10 protein-coding genes are annotated in these 14,981 nt (G+C 74.6%); 4 read left to right on the top strand and 6 right to left on the bottom strand.

The window, feature by feature from the left end; genetic code table 11:
* Nucleotides 1-33: 33 nt before the first annotated feature.
* The 5 genes from ACGFNF_RS19230 to ACGFNF_RS19210 form a co-directional block, all read right to left on the bottom strand.
* A complete protein-coding gene (locus ACGFNF_RS19230; RefSeq protein WP_393169462.1) occupies nucleotides 34-2,211 on the bottom strand; it encodes a tetratricopeptide repeat protein in 2,178 nt (725 codons plus the stop codon).
* Entirely contained in the window at nucleotides 2,208-3,077 is an 870-nt protein-coding gene (locus ACGFNF_RS19225; protein WP_357578026.1) for a hypothetical protein, read from the bottom strand. Before ACGFNF_RS19225 ends, ACGFNF_RS19230 begins: the two co-directional genes overlap by 4 nt.
* A 14-nt stretch (nucleotides 3,078-3,091) precedes the next feature.
* Nucleotides 3,092-4,168, bottom strand: a complete 1,077-nt coding sequence (locus ACGFNF_RS19220; RefSeq protein WP_357578027.1) for a transporter substrate-binding domain-containing protein — start codon at nucleotides 4,166-4,168, stop codon at nucleotides 3,092-3,094.
* Nucleotides 4,165-5,559 carry a hypothetical protein gene (locus ACGFNF_RS19215; RefSeq protein ID WP_357578028.1) on the bottom strand — a complete coding sequence of 465 codons (1,395 nt, stop codon included), beginning with the start codon at nucleotides 5,557-5,559 and terminating at the stop codon, nucleotides 4,165-4,167. Before ACGFNF_RS19215 ends, ACGFNF_RS19220 begins: the two co-directional genes overlap by 4 nt.
* Nucleotides 5,560-5,806: 247 nt before the next feature.
* A complete protein-coding gene (locus ACGFNF_RS19210; protein WP_393169459.1) occupies nucleotides 5,807-7,045 on the bottom strand; it encodes a PucR family transcriptional regulator in 1,239 nt (412 codons plus the stop codon).
* A gap of 85 nt (nucleotides 7,046-7,130) precedes the next feature.
* On the opposite strand from ACGFNF_RS19210, the gene ACGFNF_RS19205 reads away from it, so the two are divergent.
* The 3 genes from ACGFNF_RS19205 (at nucleotide 7,131) to ACGFNF_RS19195 (ending at nucleotide 10,808) form a co-directional block, all read left to right on the top strand.
* Nucleotides 7,131-8,222: a ferredoxin reductase gene (locus ACGFNF_RS19205; protein WP_393169457.1), complete on the top strand. Its 1,092-nt coding sequence runs from the start codon at nucleotides 7,131-7,133 to the stop codon at nucleotides 8,220-8,222.
* A gap of 14 nt (nucleotides 8,223-8,236) precedes the next feature.
* The gene (locus ACGFNF_RS19200; protein WP_357578031.1) at nucleotides 8,237-9,379 is read left to right on the top strand and encodes an acyl-CoA desaturase; all 1,143 of its coding nucleotides are present in this window, start codon (nucleotides 8,237-8,239) and stop codon (nucleotides 9,377-9,379) included.
* Between the two features lie 256 nt (nucleotides 9,380-9,635).
* Nucleotides 9,636-10,808, top strand: coding sequence for an alanine--tRNA ligase-related protein (locus tag ACGFNF_RS19195; protein ID WP_393169455.1), 1,173 nt, complete (start codon nucleotides 9,636-9,638; stop codon nucleotides 10,806-10,808).
* A gap of 208 nt (nucleotides 10,809-11,016) precedes the next feature.
* Here ACGFNF_RS19195 and ACGFNF_RS19190 read toward each other — a convergent pair whose 3' ends face one another.
* The gene (locus ACGFNF_RS19190; protein WP_393169453.1) at nucleotides 11,017-12,597 is read right to left on the bottom strand and encodes a polysaccharide lyase family 1 protein; all 1,581 of its coding nucleotides are present in this window, start codon (nucleotides 12,595-12,597) and stop codon (nucleotides 11,017-11,019) included.
* 475 nt (nucleotides 12,598-13,072) lie between these two features.
* Between ACGFNF_RS19190 and ACGFNF_RS19185 the strand changes: the two genes are divergently transcribed.
* The gene (locus tag ACGFNF_RS19185; protein WP_357578034.1) at nucleotides 13,073-14,890 is read left to right on the top strand and encodes an acyl-CoA dehydrogenase; all 1,818 of its coding nucleotides are present in this window, start codon (nucleotides 13,073-13,075) and stop codon (nucleotides 14,888-14,890) included.
* The last annotated feature ends 91 nt before the right edge of the window (nucleotides 14,891-14,981 follow it).

The following is a 14,981-nucleotide window of genomic DNA, read 5'->3' as shown; positions in this document are numbered from 1 at the left end:
GTGACCTCTTTCCGTCGGGGCCGGCGGCCGGGATCACCACCACGTCACCGGCCGGTACGCGTTGGCCAGCTCGACGAGCGCGATCCGCTCGCGCCGGTCGGCGGTGCGCCGGGCGCGGGAGCGGCAGCGGCGCTCGAAGGCGCGGCGGAGGGCGTCCTCGTCGAGCCGGTGACCGAACAGCCGCCGGCCACCGTGGCGCTCCTCGGTCAGGTCGCAGTCCAGCGCGATCCGCAGGATGTGCGCCTCCACCTCCTCGCGTTCGCCGAACGGGGGCAGCTTGTCGACGATCGCGGCGGCGTCGAGCGCCGTGTCGAGCCGGTGCCCGTCGTCCGGCGCGTCGAGCAGGATGCGCACCGCACAGGTCACCGCCGCCGTCGAGGCGCGGGAGGACTCCGGCACCCGCAGCAGGGCGTCCGCCGCGCTGCGCGCGTCCGCCGTCTCCAGCAGGCAGCGGGCCAGCCCGAACGCCGCGCCCACCACGCCCGGGTCGGCGTCCCACACCCCCCGGTAGTGGTCGGCCGCCGTGCGCGGGTCACCGTCGAGTTCGCAGGCCACCGCGTACGCGAGCCGCGTGGACACCTCGCCGGGCAGCCAGCCGTAGACCTGCGCGAACCAGCGCCGGGCGGTGCCGGTGTCCCGCCCCACCAGGGCCAACAGGGCGCGGTGCCACCACAGCGCCCAGTCCCGCGACTCCTCGGGGAAGTCGGCGAGCAGCGGGCCGGCCTCGTCCACCCGCCCGGTGGCGAGGTGGGCCCGGACGGCGCGGTAGGTCACCTGCGCGGTGCGCTCCGGGGCGGTCCGCAACAGCTCGATGAGCTCGGCCGGGTCGGCGGCGCCGAGCGAGGCGAGGAACCCGGCGGCCGGGTCGGCGCCGTCGACCAGGGGCACGGGCAGGCCGAGCATGATCTCCACGACGTCCAGGGCGTCGCGGTCGGTGTGCAGGGCGAAGGCGCACGCGGACGGGCTGAACAGGGTGGACCGGGTCGGCCGGGGCACGCCGTCGGTCGCCGAGCTGACCTGCCGTCGCACGCCCCGGACCTGTTCGCGCATCTCGGCGGCGGCGGCGAACCGGTCCTCCGGCTCGGCGGCGGTGGCCCGGGCGAGCAGCCGCAGGAACGGGTCGAGCCGCGCGGGCACGGGCAGCCGCAGCACGTCCTGCCCCGGCGGGATCCGGGTCACCTCGGTGGACCGGGGCACCAGGGTCAGCGCGGCGAGGGTCCGGCCGACGGTGTAGAGGTCCGACCGCACGCTCGGGCCGGCAGGCCCCAGCCGCTCCACCTCCGGAGCGGTGTAGCCCGCGGTGCCCCACGCCGGGCTCACCGTGTTGTCGATGCGGCGGGCCGCGCCGAAGTCGACCAGCTTGATCGGGTCGTTGGTGCCCTGGCCGCCGACCCGCATCACGTTCTCGGGCTTCAGGTCGCAGTAGAGCCAGCCCTGGTCGTGCAGGTACTCGAAGGCGTCGAGGATCTGCACGGCGTATCCCAGTGCCTGCGCCACGTCCACGGCGGTGGAACCGCCGCCCGGGCCGGCCGCGCTGCGGGCCTCCTCCAGGGTGCCGCCGTTGACGTACTCCATCACCAGGTAGCCGGCGTCCCGGTCGGACTCGGGCCGCAGCGCGTGGGTGATGGTGACGATCCTCGGGTGGTTCAGCGCGATCAGCGCCTGCCGCTCGGCGACGAACGCCGCGATGGCCTCCCGGTCCTCCGGGTTGCGTTGCCCCTTCAGCACCCGCCAGGCGCCGTCCATGTCCTCGTCCCGGGCGAGGAACACCCAGCCGACGCCGCCGTTGCCGAGGCAGCCCTCGATCCGGTACCGCCCGGCGCGCAGGTCGCCGTCGGCCAGGGGCGGGGTGAAGGAGTACCGGGTGCCGCAGTCGGGGCAGAAACCGGCGACCCGGGGCAGCCGGGGACCGCGGTGGCGGGGGCACCTCGTGTTGCCGCAGTAGCGGGAGTGCTCGGGCACCACCGCCTGCGACACCACCGCCGTCAGAGGGTCGTGGGGCCGGGCGGTCGGCAGCACGGCCGGTCGCTCCCAGGGCCGGGACGTCGTGCGCAGCGGCCGTGGGCCGGCCTCCGCAGCCGGCACCGGCCCGCCGGGGGCGCTGAGCCCGGCGCCGGCCCCGACGCACTCGTGCCCCCACAGCCGGCAGAACCCGTCCTGGTCGACGGTGCCGGGGCAGTTGCGTTCCGCGCAGCCGCGGCTCGCCGTCATCGCGTACCCCCGTTCACGGCCTGCTGGTAGGCGCGCACCGCGCGGCTCGCGGCGGTCACGGTGAAGGCGTCGGGGCGCAGCGCGGCCAGCGCCTCCCGGTAGGCCAGCTCGACCCGCGGGTGCTCGGCCCGGCCCTCGTCGGCGGCCTTCTGCCGGTACGCCTCCAGCCGGCCGGTCAGCTCCGCGTGGCAGCCCCGGCGCAGCCGGCGCCGCGCGGTGTCGGTCCGCTCGACGGCGCGGTCGACGGCGGCCCGCAACGAGCCGTCGTCGCGTTCCGGCTGGACGTCCCCCCGCCACCACTGGCCACGGCCCGCCGCCTCGGCGGCGGTGAGCCGGTCCAGCAGCCCGTCGAGCGCGAGCGCCGCCAGGGGATCCGTCCCGTCGCCCAGCCCTTCGCCGGCGGCCTCCGTCGCGAGCTGCCGGAGCCGCTCCACCGAGGAGCGCAGCCGCTGCGCCCGGACCGCCAGCCGGTCCCGGCCGTACGCGTCGACGATCCGGCGGATCCGGGCCACGTGCTCGCGGGCCGCGACCAGGATCTCCTGGACGTCCATCGCCTGCACCTGCACCGGCTCGCCGGTGGCGGCGGTGAACCGGACCTCGCACGGGCCGGTCAGCAGCCGGGCCAGGGCCTCCTCGCCCGCGTCCGTCGACCGGTCGGTCCCGTCGAGGTCGTCGACCAGCCGGTCGAGGGCCAGCGACAGGCAGCCGAGCCGGTGCAGCAGGTCCTGGGCCTCCTGCGCGGGCGCGGCGGCCGGGCCGTCGGGCTGCCGGAAGGCGTCCGTGACCAGCTGCTGCACGTCGAGCAGGTGCTCGCAGACCCAGGCGTGCGCGGCCAGGGTGGCGTCGAGGCGTTCCCGCACGGCCATCCGCCCACCGCCCATCAGTCGGCCGGCCGGGGGGCGGCCGGCGCGGGGTCGGGGGGCGGCCAGCCGGTGGTGACCGGCCCGGGCGACGGCATGCCCCGGTCCCGGTGGCCGGCGAGCCACCGGTCGTGGGCCTGCTGCCACACCACCGCCGTACGCGGCTGCGCCAGCACGTGGTTGACGAACGCGACCAGCTCCCGGCCGTCGGTCAGGCGGAACGCGAAGGCGTGCGGCTCGTCGGTGAACCAGGTGCATTCCTCGTCCCGGTGCTGGTCGCAGGAGCGCCTCTCCGGCCGGGGCGCCTCGGTCACCAGCGTCGTGTCCGGGGCCATCCGGGCGAAGCCCAGCAGGATGTTGTCGTCGGTGCTGACCCCGTCGACCTGCTTCTGACGCAGCATGACCAGGCAGTCGACCGGGTGCGGGGCGTGCACCGGGACCGGCTGCAGGCCGCCCGCGGTGCGGTAGCCGGCGATCATCGCCAGCGAGGTGGTGTCCGTGGCGGCGCAGACCCGCCGGCCGCCGAGCTGTTCCATGCCCGCGAACTCGGGCGTGCCGTCGGCGTTCCGGCGGACCAGCACCGTCTGCCCGGAGTCGAGGTAGTCGTTGGAGAACAGCACCCGCCGGGCCCGCTCGCAGGACGCGGTCAGCGACGTGGCGACGACGTCGATCTCCCCCTTGTCGAGCATGGCGAAGGCGCCCTGACCGGGCGGCACCGCCTTGAAGGTGAGCCGGTTGCGTGGGTCGTCGGCCGGCCAGAGGGCGCGGGCCACGGCCAGCATCAGCTCGATGTTGAACCCCTCGAACCGCTGGGTGCTGGCGTCCCAGTGGCTCATGGTGGCGTCGGACGGGTCCACCCCGGCGACCAGCTCGCCCTTGTCGAGGATCCGGCGCGGGGGCGTCGGGTCGGGCGGGAGGCTGCGGCGCACCGGGCAGACCCCGCCGGTCGCGTCGGTGGTCGGCGTCGTGGCCACCCCCGGCGGCCGCGCGGGGGGCGCGGGAGCGGGTGCCGCTGGCGCGGCGCACCCGGCCAGCGCCGCCAGGAGCGCGAGCGACGCGGCCCGGCGCCGCGTCGGGGTCCGCCGGGGTGTGGTCACTGGTACTCCAGGTGGCGCTGGCGCAGCCCGGCGACCACACCGGCGGCGGCGAGCAGGGTGACCCAGGCGGCGGCGCCGCCCAGGTGGCGGCGTGCCTCGGGCAGCCCGTCGACCATCCGGGTGACCTCCTCGTTGCGGGTGGTCAGTTCGGTCAGCAGGTGGCCCTCCGCCGCGACGAACGCCCGGCCCGCCGATCCCTCGGCGAGCACGGTGTCGACCGCGTCGCGGAACGCGTCGGGCGTCTTGATCTGCCGGGCCGGCCAGACGTCCCGCTCCAGCGCGGTGCAGTCGATCCGGTCCTTCGGCGGTTCCCGCCCTGCGGCGGGCCCGGAGCAGAGGTCCCGGCTGTCGAAGTCCGCCTTGTGCCCGGCCGGGTCGACGCTCGCGCCGAGCCCCAGGTAGACGTCGGCCCGGCCGGCCAGCAGGGCGCCGAGCCGCTGCTGGGTGGCGCTCTGCGCGTCGATCGCCCGTTCCAGCTCCGGGAACCCCCGGTCGGCGTCCGGCCAGTGCCACCACGAGGAGACCAGCATGGCCAGCACGGCCGTGGTGGCCACCGAGGCCAGCAGCAGGCCCGCGTTCAGCCGGCGCCGGGTCCGCCGGCGCAGCCACACCTGCACCACCACCAGGGTGGCGAGGGCGCCCAGCGGCACCAGTACGGACGCGGCCAGCCAGGGCCGGGCGTCGGCGCGGGCGTCGAGCAGCAGCCTGGTGTCGTAGTTCCACAGGCCCTGGGCGGCGGTGAGCAGCTCGGTGGACATGTAGTGCGACGCCTCCCGCGCGTAGGCCGAGGCGAGCACCGCGCGGGCCGCCGGACTGCCCGTCCCGGCCTGCTCCGCCGCCCCGGCCGGCGGGCAGGGCTGCCGGTCGCCCGGGGCCGTCGCGGAGAGCGGACCGGCGACCCGCAGGGCGGCGCACACCACGTCGCGGTAGACCTTCAACCGGGCGGCGATGGTCGCCAGCCGGGTGAGGCGGTCCGGGTCGCCGACGGCGTTGCCCATCGAGTCGGTCAGCGTGCGCTCCACCTCGTGGACGGACGCGTCGTAGGCGGCCACCAGCGGGGCCCGCCGCTCCTCGGCCGGCGGCAGCAGGAAGACGGCGCTGGCCGCGACGTCGGCGTCGGCGAGGCCCTGGTAGATCTGGCGGGCGGTCGTGCTGGTGCCCACGGCGGTCGCCGCGGACCGCTCGCCCAGCGTGGTGGCCGACGCGCGGGACTGCACGGCGACGGCGGCGGTGGCGGCCAACGCGGCGACCAGTACGGCGCCGCTGAGCACGATCAGCGCCGGGGTCGTCCGGAGCGCGTCGCGGAGCCGGCCGGTGCCCACGGTGCGGGTCGGCCCGCTGGCCACGACGGGCCGGTCGGCCCCGGGCTCGTCCCCCGTGTGCGACGCCATGCCCGTCCTCCCGCTCGCCGGGGCCCTCCGGCGGCCTCCTGGCGGAAGGCGTCGCGGTACCGGAGGCGGCCCCGTCCGCCCCGCCGGGCGGTCACCCGGGCGGCCTGCGGTGGAGTCCGGTGGCCGGGTGGGTGATCGCGGGCGGGGGAGGACCAGGGTGGCACCGCGGGTGCACGGGTGGCACGCGTTTGTCCGGTATCTGACCTGAGCGTCACCGGTCGGCCACGCAGGGGAGCGGCCGGTCCGGTCAGAGGGCTGGGTCGTCGGCCTCGGTCCGGGGTGGGAAGGCCAGGGCGAGGGTGAGGTCGAGGACGGTCGCCGGGTCGGTCAGGCGCTCGCCGTACAGCTCGCGGAGCTTGCCCATCCGGTAGCGGACGGTCTGCGCGTGCACGAAGAGGTCGGCGGCCACGTCGTCGCGCCGGCCCTGGTGCAGCAGCCAGGAGCGCAGGGTCTCGGCGAGCCGGTCGGCGGTGCCGGGCGGCAGCGACGCGAGCGGCGCCAGGACCCGGGCGCGCAGGTCGGCGAGCCCTTCCGGGTCGGTGCTCAGCACCAGCTCGGCCAGGTGCTCCTCGGTGTCCAGCGCCGGCCCGTCGTCGGCCGGGCGCAGGCCGAGCGACAGGGCCCGGACCGCCCGCTGGTAGGAGGAGGCGACCAGGGCCCAGGGCCGGGCGGGGCCGAGCAGGGCACGGCGGCCGTGCAGCACCCGGGCGAGCTGCCGCCGCCGGTCACCGTGCGTGTCGGGCACCAGCAGCACCGCCAGGTCCTCGCCCGCCCCGCCCGCCGGAAGGTCGTCGCCGCTCTCCAGGGTGTGCGGGTGCAGCCGGGCGAGCGCCGCGCGGAGGTTGGCCCGGGGCAGCAGGACGACGGTGAGGGTCTGCGGCGGCGGCCAGTCGGCCCGCTCGGCGCTGCGCAGCAGCGCCTCCTCGGGCTCCCCGGCGAGCAGCCGCTGGGTGAGCCGCTCCAGGTTGCGTCGCCGGGCCCGCCCGGCGCTGGCCAGCTCGTCGGCGTGCCCGGCCACGCTGGCGGCGGAAAGCTCGTCGATGTACGCGAACATCAGCTCGGCGAACTCGGCGACGGTGGCGGCGGACGACCCGCCCTGCACGGTGGTGGTGGACATCTCCCGCCAGGAGACCCGGGCGCCGACGCGGTACGCGGCGAGCAGGGCGTCCATGCTCCGGCCGGAGCGCGCCTCGCCGCTGCCGAGGGCGTACGCGGCCTCCAGCGCGCCGACCAGCGGGGTGCTCGGATCGCCGCCCTGGGAACGGCCGATGAGCTGGAGGAACGTGCCGAGCGCGATCTGCACCGCGGTCTCGATCTTCTCGCGCATCTGACCGGTCAGGGCACCGGAGTAGCTGGGCACCTCGGCGGTGATGGCGGTCACCGTGCGCTCGGCGAGCAGGGGCAGCCGGGCGTGCAGCGCGCCGGCCACCCGGGCGTCCAACTCGAGGCGGGCCGCGCGCCGCGTGGCCTCCGAGCGTTCGGACACGTTTGTTCCCTCCGCACAAAAAGCCTCGTCCGGTTCACCTTCGCAGGTCAAGATTTTATGCCATTCTGCCGGCGACCATCGAATCATGACCACCACCGTCCCGAACCCCTCCGGGAAGGCGGCCCTGCGGGGCCGGATCCTTCGGCTGGCCACGTCGGTCACCACCCCGTTGCTGCCCGACGACTACCTCGACATGGTCGCCCCGCTGCGCTCCGGCGCCGATCTGCGCGGCCGGATCCTCGCCGTGCGCCCCGAGACCGCCGACGCGGCGACGCTGGTGATCCGGCCCGGCCGGGACTGGCGCGGGCACACCCCCGGGCAGTACGTCCGCCTCGGCGTCGACGTCGACGGCGTACGCCAGTGGCGGGCCTACTCGGTCACCTCGCCCCCCGCGCGCCGGGGCGGGCCGATCTCGGTCACCGTGAAGGCCATCCCCGACGGGGTCGTCAGCAACCATCTCGTCCGGCGCACCCGGCCCGGGACGCTGGTCCAGCTCGACCAGGCCCAGGGCGACTTCGTGCTGCCGGGCCGGCCGCCGGCCCGGGTGCTCTTCGTGACCGCGGGCAGCGGCGTCACCCCCGTGATGGGGATGCTGCGCGCCGACCGGCTGAGCGGCGCCGACGTCGTCGTGGTGCACTCGGCGCCCACCCCCGCCGACGTGATCTTCGGCGCCGAGCTGCGGGACCTGGCCGCGCGGGGCGCGATCCGGCTGGTCGAGCGGCACACCGACACCGACGGGCTGCTCACCGTGGCCGACCTCGACCGCCTCGTGCCCGACCACCTCGACCGGGAGACCTGGGCCTGCGGCCCGCTCGGCCTGCTCGACGCCCTGGAGGAGCACTGGACGGCCGGGGGGCGCGGCGACCGGCTGCACACCGAGCGGTTCCGGCCGACCGTCATCTCGCCCGGCGAGGGCGGCGCGGTCACCTTCGTCCGTTCGGGCGTGACCGTCGCCGCCGACGGGGCGACCCCGCTGCTCGACGCCGGCGAGAACGCCGGGGTGCTGATGCCCTCGGGCTGCCGGATGGGCATCTGCTTCGGCTGCGTCCTGCCGCTGCGCCAGGGCGCGGTTCGGGACCTGCGAAACGGGGAACTGACCACGGCGGTGCCCGGCGACGGCGTCCGCATCCAGACCTGCGTGTCGGCGGCGGCCGGCCCCTGCGACATCGACCACTGACCGGAGTACCTGACGTGACCGTGATCCAGAACAAGCCCGTGAACCCGATCGCCCACCTCACCGCCGAGGACATCGAGACCATCGGCAGGGAACTCGACGCGATCCGCGAACGGGTGGTCGCCAGCAGGGGCGAGCACGACGCCGCCTACATCCGCCGGGTCATCTCCACCCAGCGCAAGCTGGAGATCGGCAGCCGGGTGGTGCTGCTGTTCTCCCTCTTCCCGCCCGCCTGGATCGTGGGCACGGCCGGCCTGACCGTGGCCAAGATCCTGGAGAACATGGAGGTCGGCCACAACGTCCTGCACGGCCAGTGGGACTGGATGCGCGACCCGAAGATCCACTCCACCACCTGGGAGTGGGACCACGTCTCGCCCGCCGACCAGTGGAAGCACTCGCACAACGAGCTGCACCACACGTACACGAACGTCCTCGGCAAGGACAACGACCTCGGCTACGGCATCATGCGCGTCGACGAGGACCAGCGGTGGCACCCGTTCCACCTGGGGCAGCCGCTGTGGAACTTCATCAACGCCTGCTTCTTCGAGTACGGCATCGCCGCGTACGACCTGGAACTGGGGCGCAACCTGCGCAAGGGCCGGCACAAGAAGCCCGAGTTCCGGGCCCGGGCCCGGGCAGTGGGCCGCAAGATCCGCCGGCAGGTGCTCAAGGACTACGTGGTGCACCCGCTGCTGTCGGGGCCCTCGTTCCTGCACACGCTGGCCGCCACCTTCACCGCCAATCTCCTGCGCAACCTGTGGAGCCACTCGGTGATCATGTGCGGGCACTTCCCGGAGGGCGTGGAGACCTTCTCCCGGCGCTCGATCGAGGGCGAGACCCGCGGCGAGTGGTACGTGCGCCAGATGCTCGGCTCGGCCAACATCAGCGGCAGCCGGCTGATGCACATCATGACCGGCAACCTGTCGTTCCAGATCGAGCACCACCTCTTCCCGGACCTGCCCAGCAACCGCTACCAGGAGATCGCCCCCGAGGTGCGGGCACTGTTCGACCGCTACGGGCTGAAGTACACCACCGGCTCGCTGCCCCGGCAGGTCTTCTCCGCGTGGCGGAAGGTCGTCCGGCTGTCGTTGCCGAACCGGAAGGCGCCCCGCCGGGTCGACGACCGCCCCGCGCCGGCGCTCGCCACGTCCGGCGTCTGACCCGCCCCCGACGCCGCCGCCCGCCGCGAAACGCGCTGGGCGGCGGCGAGGTGTCCCCGTACAGTCGGGGCATGGAGATCAGGCACCCCTTCGCCGCCGCGGCCGCGCGAGCTTCGCGCTCGTCGGTCGCCGCCGCCTGACCTCACCATCACCCGCCGGCGACCGGAAACGGTCTGCCGGCTTTCTCGTCCCCGTCGGCCCGCCGGTCCCCGGCGGCGGACCCTTTCCGGTCGTCCCACCCGGAAAGGCCACCGCCATGACGTACGACCCGATCAGCCGCACCTTCCTCGACTTCTTCCGCGAGCGCGGCCACGAACTCGTGCCCGACGGCTCCCTGATCCCGCCGCCGGGCGACCCGGTGCTCTTCACCACCTCCGGGATGCACCCCCTGACCCCCTACCTGGAGGGTCGGCCCCACCCGCTGGGCCGGCGGCTGGTGAACGTGCAGCGCTGCCTGCGCACCACCGACCTGGACGAGGTGGGCGACTCCACCCACCTGACCCTGTTCCGGATGCTGGGCTCCTGGTCGCTCGGCGACTACGACCTGCCCCGCAGCCTGCGGTGGGGCTACGAGCTGCTGCGCGACGGCTTCGGCGTGCCGCACGACCGGATGCACGCGACGGTCTTCGGCGGCGACGACCGGGTCGGCCCGGACGAACAGTCGCTGCGCACGTGGGGCGAGCTGGGCGTGCCCGTGGAGCTGACGGGGGAGGAGAACTGGTGGTCCAACGGCCCGACGGGGCCGTGCGGACCCGACACCGAGATCTTCGTCTGGACCGGCGACGGCCCGCCCCACGGCACCCCCGGCACCGACGAGCGGTGGATGGAGGTCTGGAACCACGTGGGGATGCGCTACCACCGGCACCCCGACGGCCGACTGACGCCGCTGCGCCAGCCCAACGTGGACACCGGGATGGGCCTCGAACGGCTGGAGATGGTGCTGCGCGGGCACCGCTCGGTCCACGAGGGCGAGGGCCTCGTGCCGTGGGTGCGCGACGTGTCCGACGTGTGGGGCCTGCGCGACGCGTCGCTGCGCGTGGTCGGCGACCACCTGCGTACGGGCGTGGCGGTGGTCGGCGACGGCGTACGGCCCTCGAACACCGGCCGCGGCTACGTGCTGCGCCGGCTGTTGCGCCGGACGCTCACCATGCTGTGGCGCGACGACGCGTCCAGGACCCTGTCCGACCTGCCGACCGGGCCGGTACGGCACACCCTCGACGGGTTCCGGCAGCCCGTCGGCGTGGACGAGGTGCGGGACGTGTTCTCCGGCGAGGAACGGCGGTTCCGGGAGCTGCTGCGGCGCGGGCGGCCGGTGGTCTCCCGGCGCCGGTCCCGGGGACCGCTGACCGAGGCGGACTACCGCGATCTGCACGACACCCACGGGCTGCCGCGCGACCTCGTCGACGGCCTGCTCGCCGAGGTGGCCTGACCTTCTGGCCCGTCGCCGGGGACCGGTGGCGGCGGTGCGCGCCGCGCCGACGCCGCTGCCGCCCGGGACCGGGGTCGCCGCTGCCGTCCGGGGACCGGGGTCGCCGCTGCCGTCCGGGGACCGGGCCGCCGCTGCCGTCCGGGGACCGGGCCGCCGCTGCCGCCCGGGACCGGGACGCCGGTCCCGGACGGCAGGGGGAGCGGGGAAACTAGCTGGCGTAGGTCTCGAACTCGGCGACCTTCGGCGCGCCGCTCGAACCGGTGATCCTGAACGTGATCTTGGTCAGGGACGTCGAGGGGAAGGTGATGACGCCCGCCCCGCTGCCGGAGGCCAGGACGGCACCGGTGCCGTGGTTGACGAGCTGCCAGGACCCGATGCTGCCCTGGGTGCCCGACGGCTCACGGATGACGACCCGGGCCACGCTGGTGGCGGAACCCCACTTGATCGAGATGTCGCCGGTCGCGCCCGACGGCGACCAGTGGGTGCTCAGGCTGCCGTCGCGCACGTTGCCGTAGCTCGTGCCGTCGGCCTTGCTGGAGCCGTCGGAGCCGGCGCCGATGCTGAGGTTGCTCCCGCTGGGCGGGTTCGTCGGCCCAGGGGTGGGGCTGCTGGTCGGCCCGGGCGTCGGGCTGGTGGTCGGCCCCGGCGTGGGGGTGGTCGGCGTCGGTGCCGGCGTCTGCGGCGAGCAGCTGCCGTTCGACTCCCGCAGGCCGGTGTTGGCGCCGGCCGTCTGGCGGACGATGTCCGGCACGCAGGCGGCCCCGTCCAGGCTGTACGAGTACGGGATGCTGACGCTGGTGTTGGACACCGGGTTCGGGCCGGCCGGGTTGTTGTCGCCGCTGCGGCTGGACCAGGTCACGTTGTCGAAGACGTTTCCGGCGACCTGCCAGTAGCCGGCCTCGCTGGTGTAGAAGGTGCCGAGGACGTCCTTGGAGTTCCGGAAGTAGTTGTTCTCCACCTTGGCCCTGGCTCCGGCCCGCGAGTTGATGCCGGACTCGTGCAGGCTCACGTAGTGGTTGTTGTAGATGTGCGCGATGCCGCCGCGCAGCAGGGGCGTACGGGAGTCGATGTTCTCGTACAGGTTGTGGTGGAACGTGACGAAGCCGTTCGAGCGGTCGCTCTCGCTGGACCCGATGAGGCCGCCACGGCCGGAGTTGCGCAGGATGCTGTACGACAGCGTCACGTACTGGACGTTGTCCTTCATGTCGAAGAGGCCGTCGTACCCCTCCGACTCCCCGCCCGAGGCCTCCAGGGTGGCGTGGTCGACCCAGACGTTGCGGACGGTGCTCTCCATGCCGATGGCGTCACCGCCGTTGGACGTGGGCGAGCCCGACTTCTTGACGTTCCGGACCGTCACGTTCCGGATGATGATGTTGCTGGAATCGCGGATGTGGATGCCCAGCTGGTCGAAGACGGCTCCGGTGCCGACCCCGATGATCGTGACGTTGCTGATCTGCTTGAGCTCGATCACGCCGGCGGCGGTGTTGCAGCTGTCGCCCGACACCTTGGCGGTGTTGCCGTGGTTGATGGTCCCCTGCACCTCGATGATGATCGGGGTGCTGCTGCTGGCCCGGGTGCACAGGGCCGTGTGGATCCCGGTGCCCGTGCTGACCCGTACCGTCTGCCCGCCCGCGCCGCCGGTCGTGCCGCCGTTCTGGGTCGCGTAGCCGGTGGCGGCGCCGGCGGCTGCCGACGCCTGCGGCATCGGCAGGGCCGCCACGCCGAGCGCGGCCCCGACGGCTGTCGTGGCCAGTGCCACCTGGAGTCGCAGTGCGACTGGTCGTCTCATCCTTGCCTCACCTTCGTATGAAATTTCGGGTGTCGCTGTCACGTGCCGTGGTCGGGCCGTCGAGGCTGCCGACGTGTCGCCGGCCGCCGGACGGGTCGCTCGTCGACCCGGCTGTGGAGGTGTTCTTCTCGATGTGGAGCGGGTCGGCGGTTCCGCCTCGGCCTCGACCGTCGAGGTCGTCGGCGTCGGCCGCGAGGCCGCCAAGATCCGCTCTGGTGGTGCCGTCGCCCGTGCCCGGAAAGCGCTTTCCAGCGAGGATAGGGACCTGTCTATCGATATGGCAAGAACCTGTCCGGATTGCGGTGTGATGCCCTGCTCCGCCCGCCCCGACAGCGGCCGCCCGCGCCGCCGCCGGTAGCGGGGGCACGGGCATCGGGTGGTGCGGTGGCCGGCCGGATCAGACAGGATGACCTGCGCGAGGGCGTCGCCGGGCCGCGCCGCGGCCGACGGCCCGCCCGTCGACGGAAGGAGACCCGTGTCGTCCACCCTGCTCTCCCGTCGCGACCTGCGCTTCCTGCTGCACGACTGGCTGGACGTGACCCGGCTGACCGAGCGGCACCGCTACGCCGAGCACTCCCGGGAGACCTTCGACGCCGTGCTGGAACTCGCCGAGCGGGTCGCGGTCGAGCGGTTCGCCCCGCACAACCGGGCCGCCGACCTCGCCGAGCCCACCTTCGACGGCCGCCGGGTGCACACCATCGCGCAGGTCAAGCAGGCCCTCGACGTCTTCGCCGAGACCGGGCTGCTGGGCGCCGGCATGGACGCGTCCGTCGGCGGCATGCAACTGCCGCACGTCGTACGGGCCGCCTGCTTCGCCTGGCTCCAGGCCGCCAACGCCGGCACCTCGGCGTACCCGCTGCTGACCCTCGGCAACGCCAACCTGCTGCTGGCGCACGGCAGCCCCGAGCAGATCGACACCTGGGTCCGCCCGATGGTGCAGGGGCGTTTCTTCGGCACGATGTGCCTGTCCGAGCCGCAGGCCGGCAGCTCGCTGGCCGACATCACCACCCGCGCCGAGCCGCAGGACGACGGGACGTACCGGCTGCACGGCACCAAGATGTGGATCTCCGGCGGCGACCACGAGCTGTCGGAGAACATCGTCCACCTGGTGCTCGCCCGGATCCCCGGCGGCCCGCCCGGGGTCAAGGGGATCTCGCTGTTCATCGTCCCGAAGGTGCTGCTGGGCGACGACGGCGCGCTCGGCGCCCGCAACGACGTCGTGCTGGTCGGCCTCAACCACAAGATGGGCTACCGGGGCACCACCAACACGCTGCTCAACTTCGGCGAGGGCGTGCACCGGCCCGGCGGGCGCCCCGGCGCGGTCGGCTACCTGGTCGGTGAGCCGCACCAGGGCCTGGCGCAGATGTTCCACATGATGAACGAGGCGCGCGTCGGGGTGGGTGCCGGCGCCACCGCCCTCGGCTACACCGGCTACCTCAAGTCCCTCGCGTACGCCCGCCAGCGGCCACAGGGCCGACCGCTGGCCGACAAGGACCCGGCGACGCCGCAGGTGCCCATCGTCGCCCACCCGGACGTGCGCCGGATGCTGCTGGCGCAGAAGAGCTACGTGGAGGGCGCCCTGGCGTTCGTCCTCTACTGCGGTCGGCTGCTCGACGAGGAGAAGACCGCGCCGGACGCGGCGGACCGGGAGCGGGCGCGGCTGCTGCTGGACGTGCTCACCCCGATCGCGAAGAGCTGGCCGTCACAGTGGTGCCTGGCCGCCAACGACCTGGCCATCCAGGTGCACGGCGGCTCCGGCTACACCCGCGACTACGACGTCGAGCAGCACTGGCGCGACAACCGGCTCAACCCGATCCACGAGGGCACCCACGGCATCCAGGCGCTGGACCTGCTGGGGCGCAAGGTCACCATGCGCGACGGGGCCGGGCTGGCGCTGCTGGTGGAGACGGTCCGGGCCACGACCACCCGCGCGTGGCGGGCCGGGGGCGAGGCCGCCGAGCTGGCCGCCCCGCTCGGCGCCGCCCTCGACCGGGTCGCCCTGGTCACCCGGCGACTGTGGAGCACCGGCGACCCGGAGGTGGCGCTGGCCAACGCCAGCGTCTACCTGGAGGCGGTCGGCCACGTGGTGATCGCGTGGATGTGGCTGGAGCAGCTTCTCGTCGTCGAGGCGGCCGGCGACCCCGGCGACGGCCCGGACGCCGACCTGCACGCCGGCAAGCGGCAGGCCGCCCGGTACTTCTTCCGGCACGAGCTGCCTCGCACCGGCCCCCAGTTCGACCTGCTGGACAGCCTCGACCGGACCACGCTGGAGATGCGCGACGACTGGTTCTGACCCGCCCCCGCCGGTTCCGCTGCCCCCGGCCGGTTCCGCCGCCCTCTGCCGGTCCCGCTGCCCCGCCGGTCCGGCTGCCCTCACCGGTCCC

Origin of the sequence: Micromonospora sp. NPDC048868 (assembly GCF_043198195.1) — a bacterium.
In the GTDB taxonomy this organism is placed as follows: domain Bacteria; phylum Actinomycetota; class Actinomycetes; order Mycobacteriales; family Micromonosporaceae; genus Micromonospora; species Micromonospora reichwaldensis.
The sequence above is the reverse complement of the archived record's forward strand: the minus strand, read 5'-3'. Positions and strand labels throughout refer to the sequence as shown.

Coding starts and splice junctions, on each gene's coding strand:
- ACGFNF_RS19190 (WP_393169453.1), bottom strand. CDS start 12,597: ATGAGACGACCAGTCGCACTGCGACTCCAGGTGGCACTGGCCACGACA.
- ACGFNF_RS19230 (WP_393169462.1), bottom strand. CDS start 2,211: ATGACGGCGAGCCGCGGCTGCGCGGAACGCAACTGCCCCGGCACCGTC.
- ACGFNF_RS19225 (WP_357578026.1), bottom strand. CDS start 3,077: ATGGCCGTGCGGGAACGCCTCGACGCCACCCTGGCCGCGCACGCCTGG.
- ACGFNF_RS19195 (WP_393169455.1), top strand. CDS start 9,636: ATGACGTACGACCCGATCAGCCGCACCTTCCTCGACTTCTTCCGCGAG.
- ACGFNF_RS19205 (WP_393169457.1), top strand. CDS start 7,131: ATGACCACCACCGTCCCGAACCCCTCCGGGAAGGCGGCCCTGCGGGGC.
- ACGFNF_RS19215 (WP_357578028.1), bottom strand. CDS start 5,559: ATGGCGTCGCACACGGGGGACGAGCCCGGGGCCGACCGGCCCGTCGTG.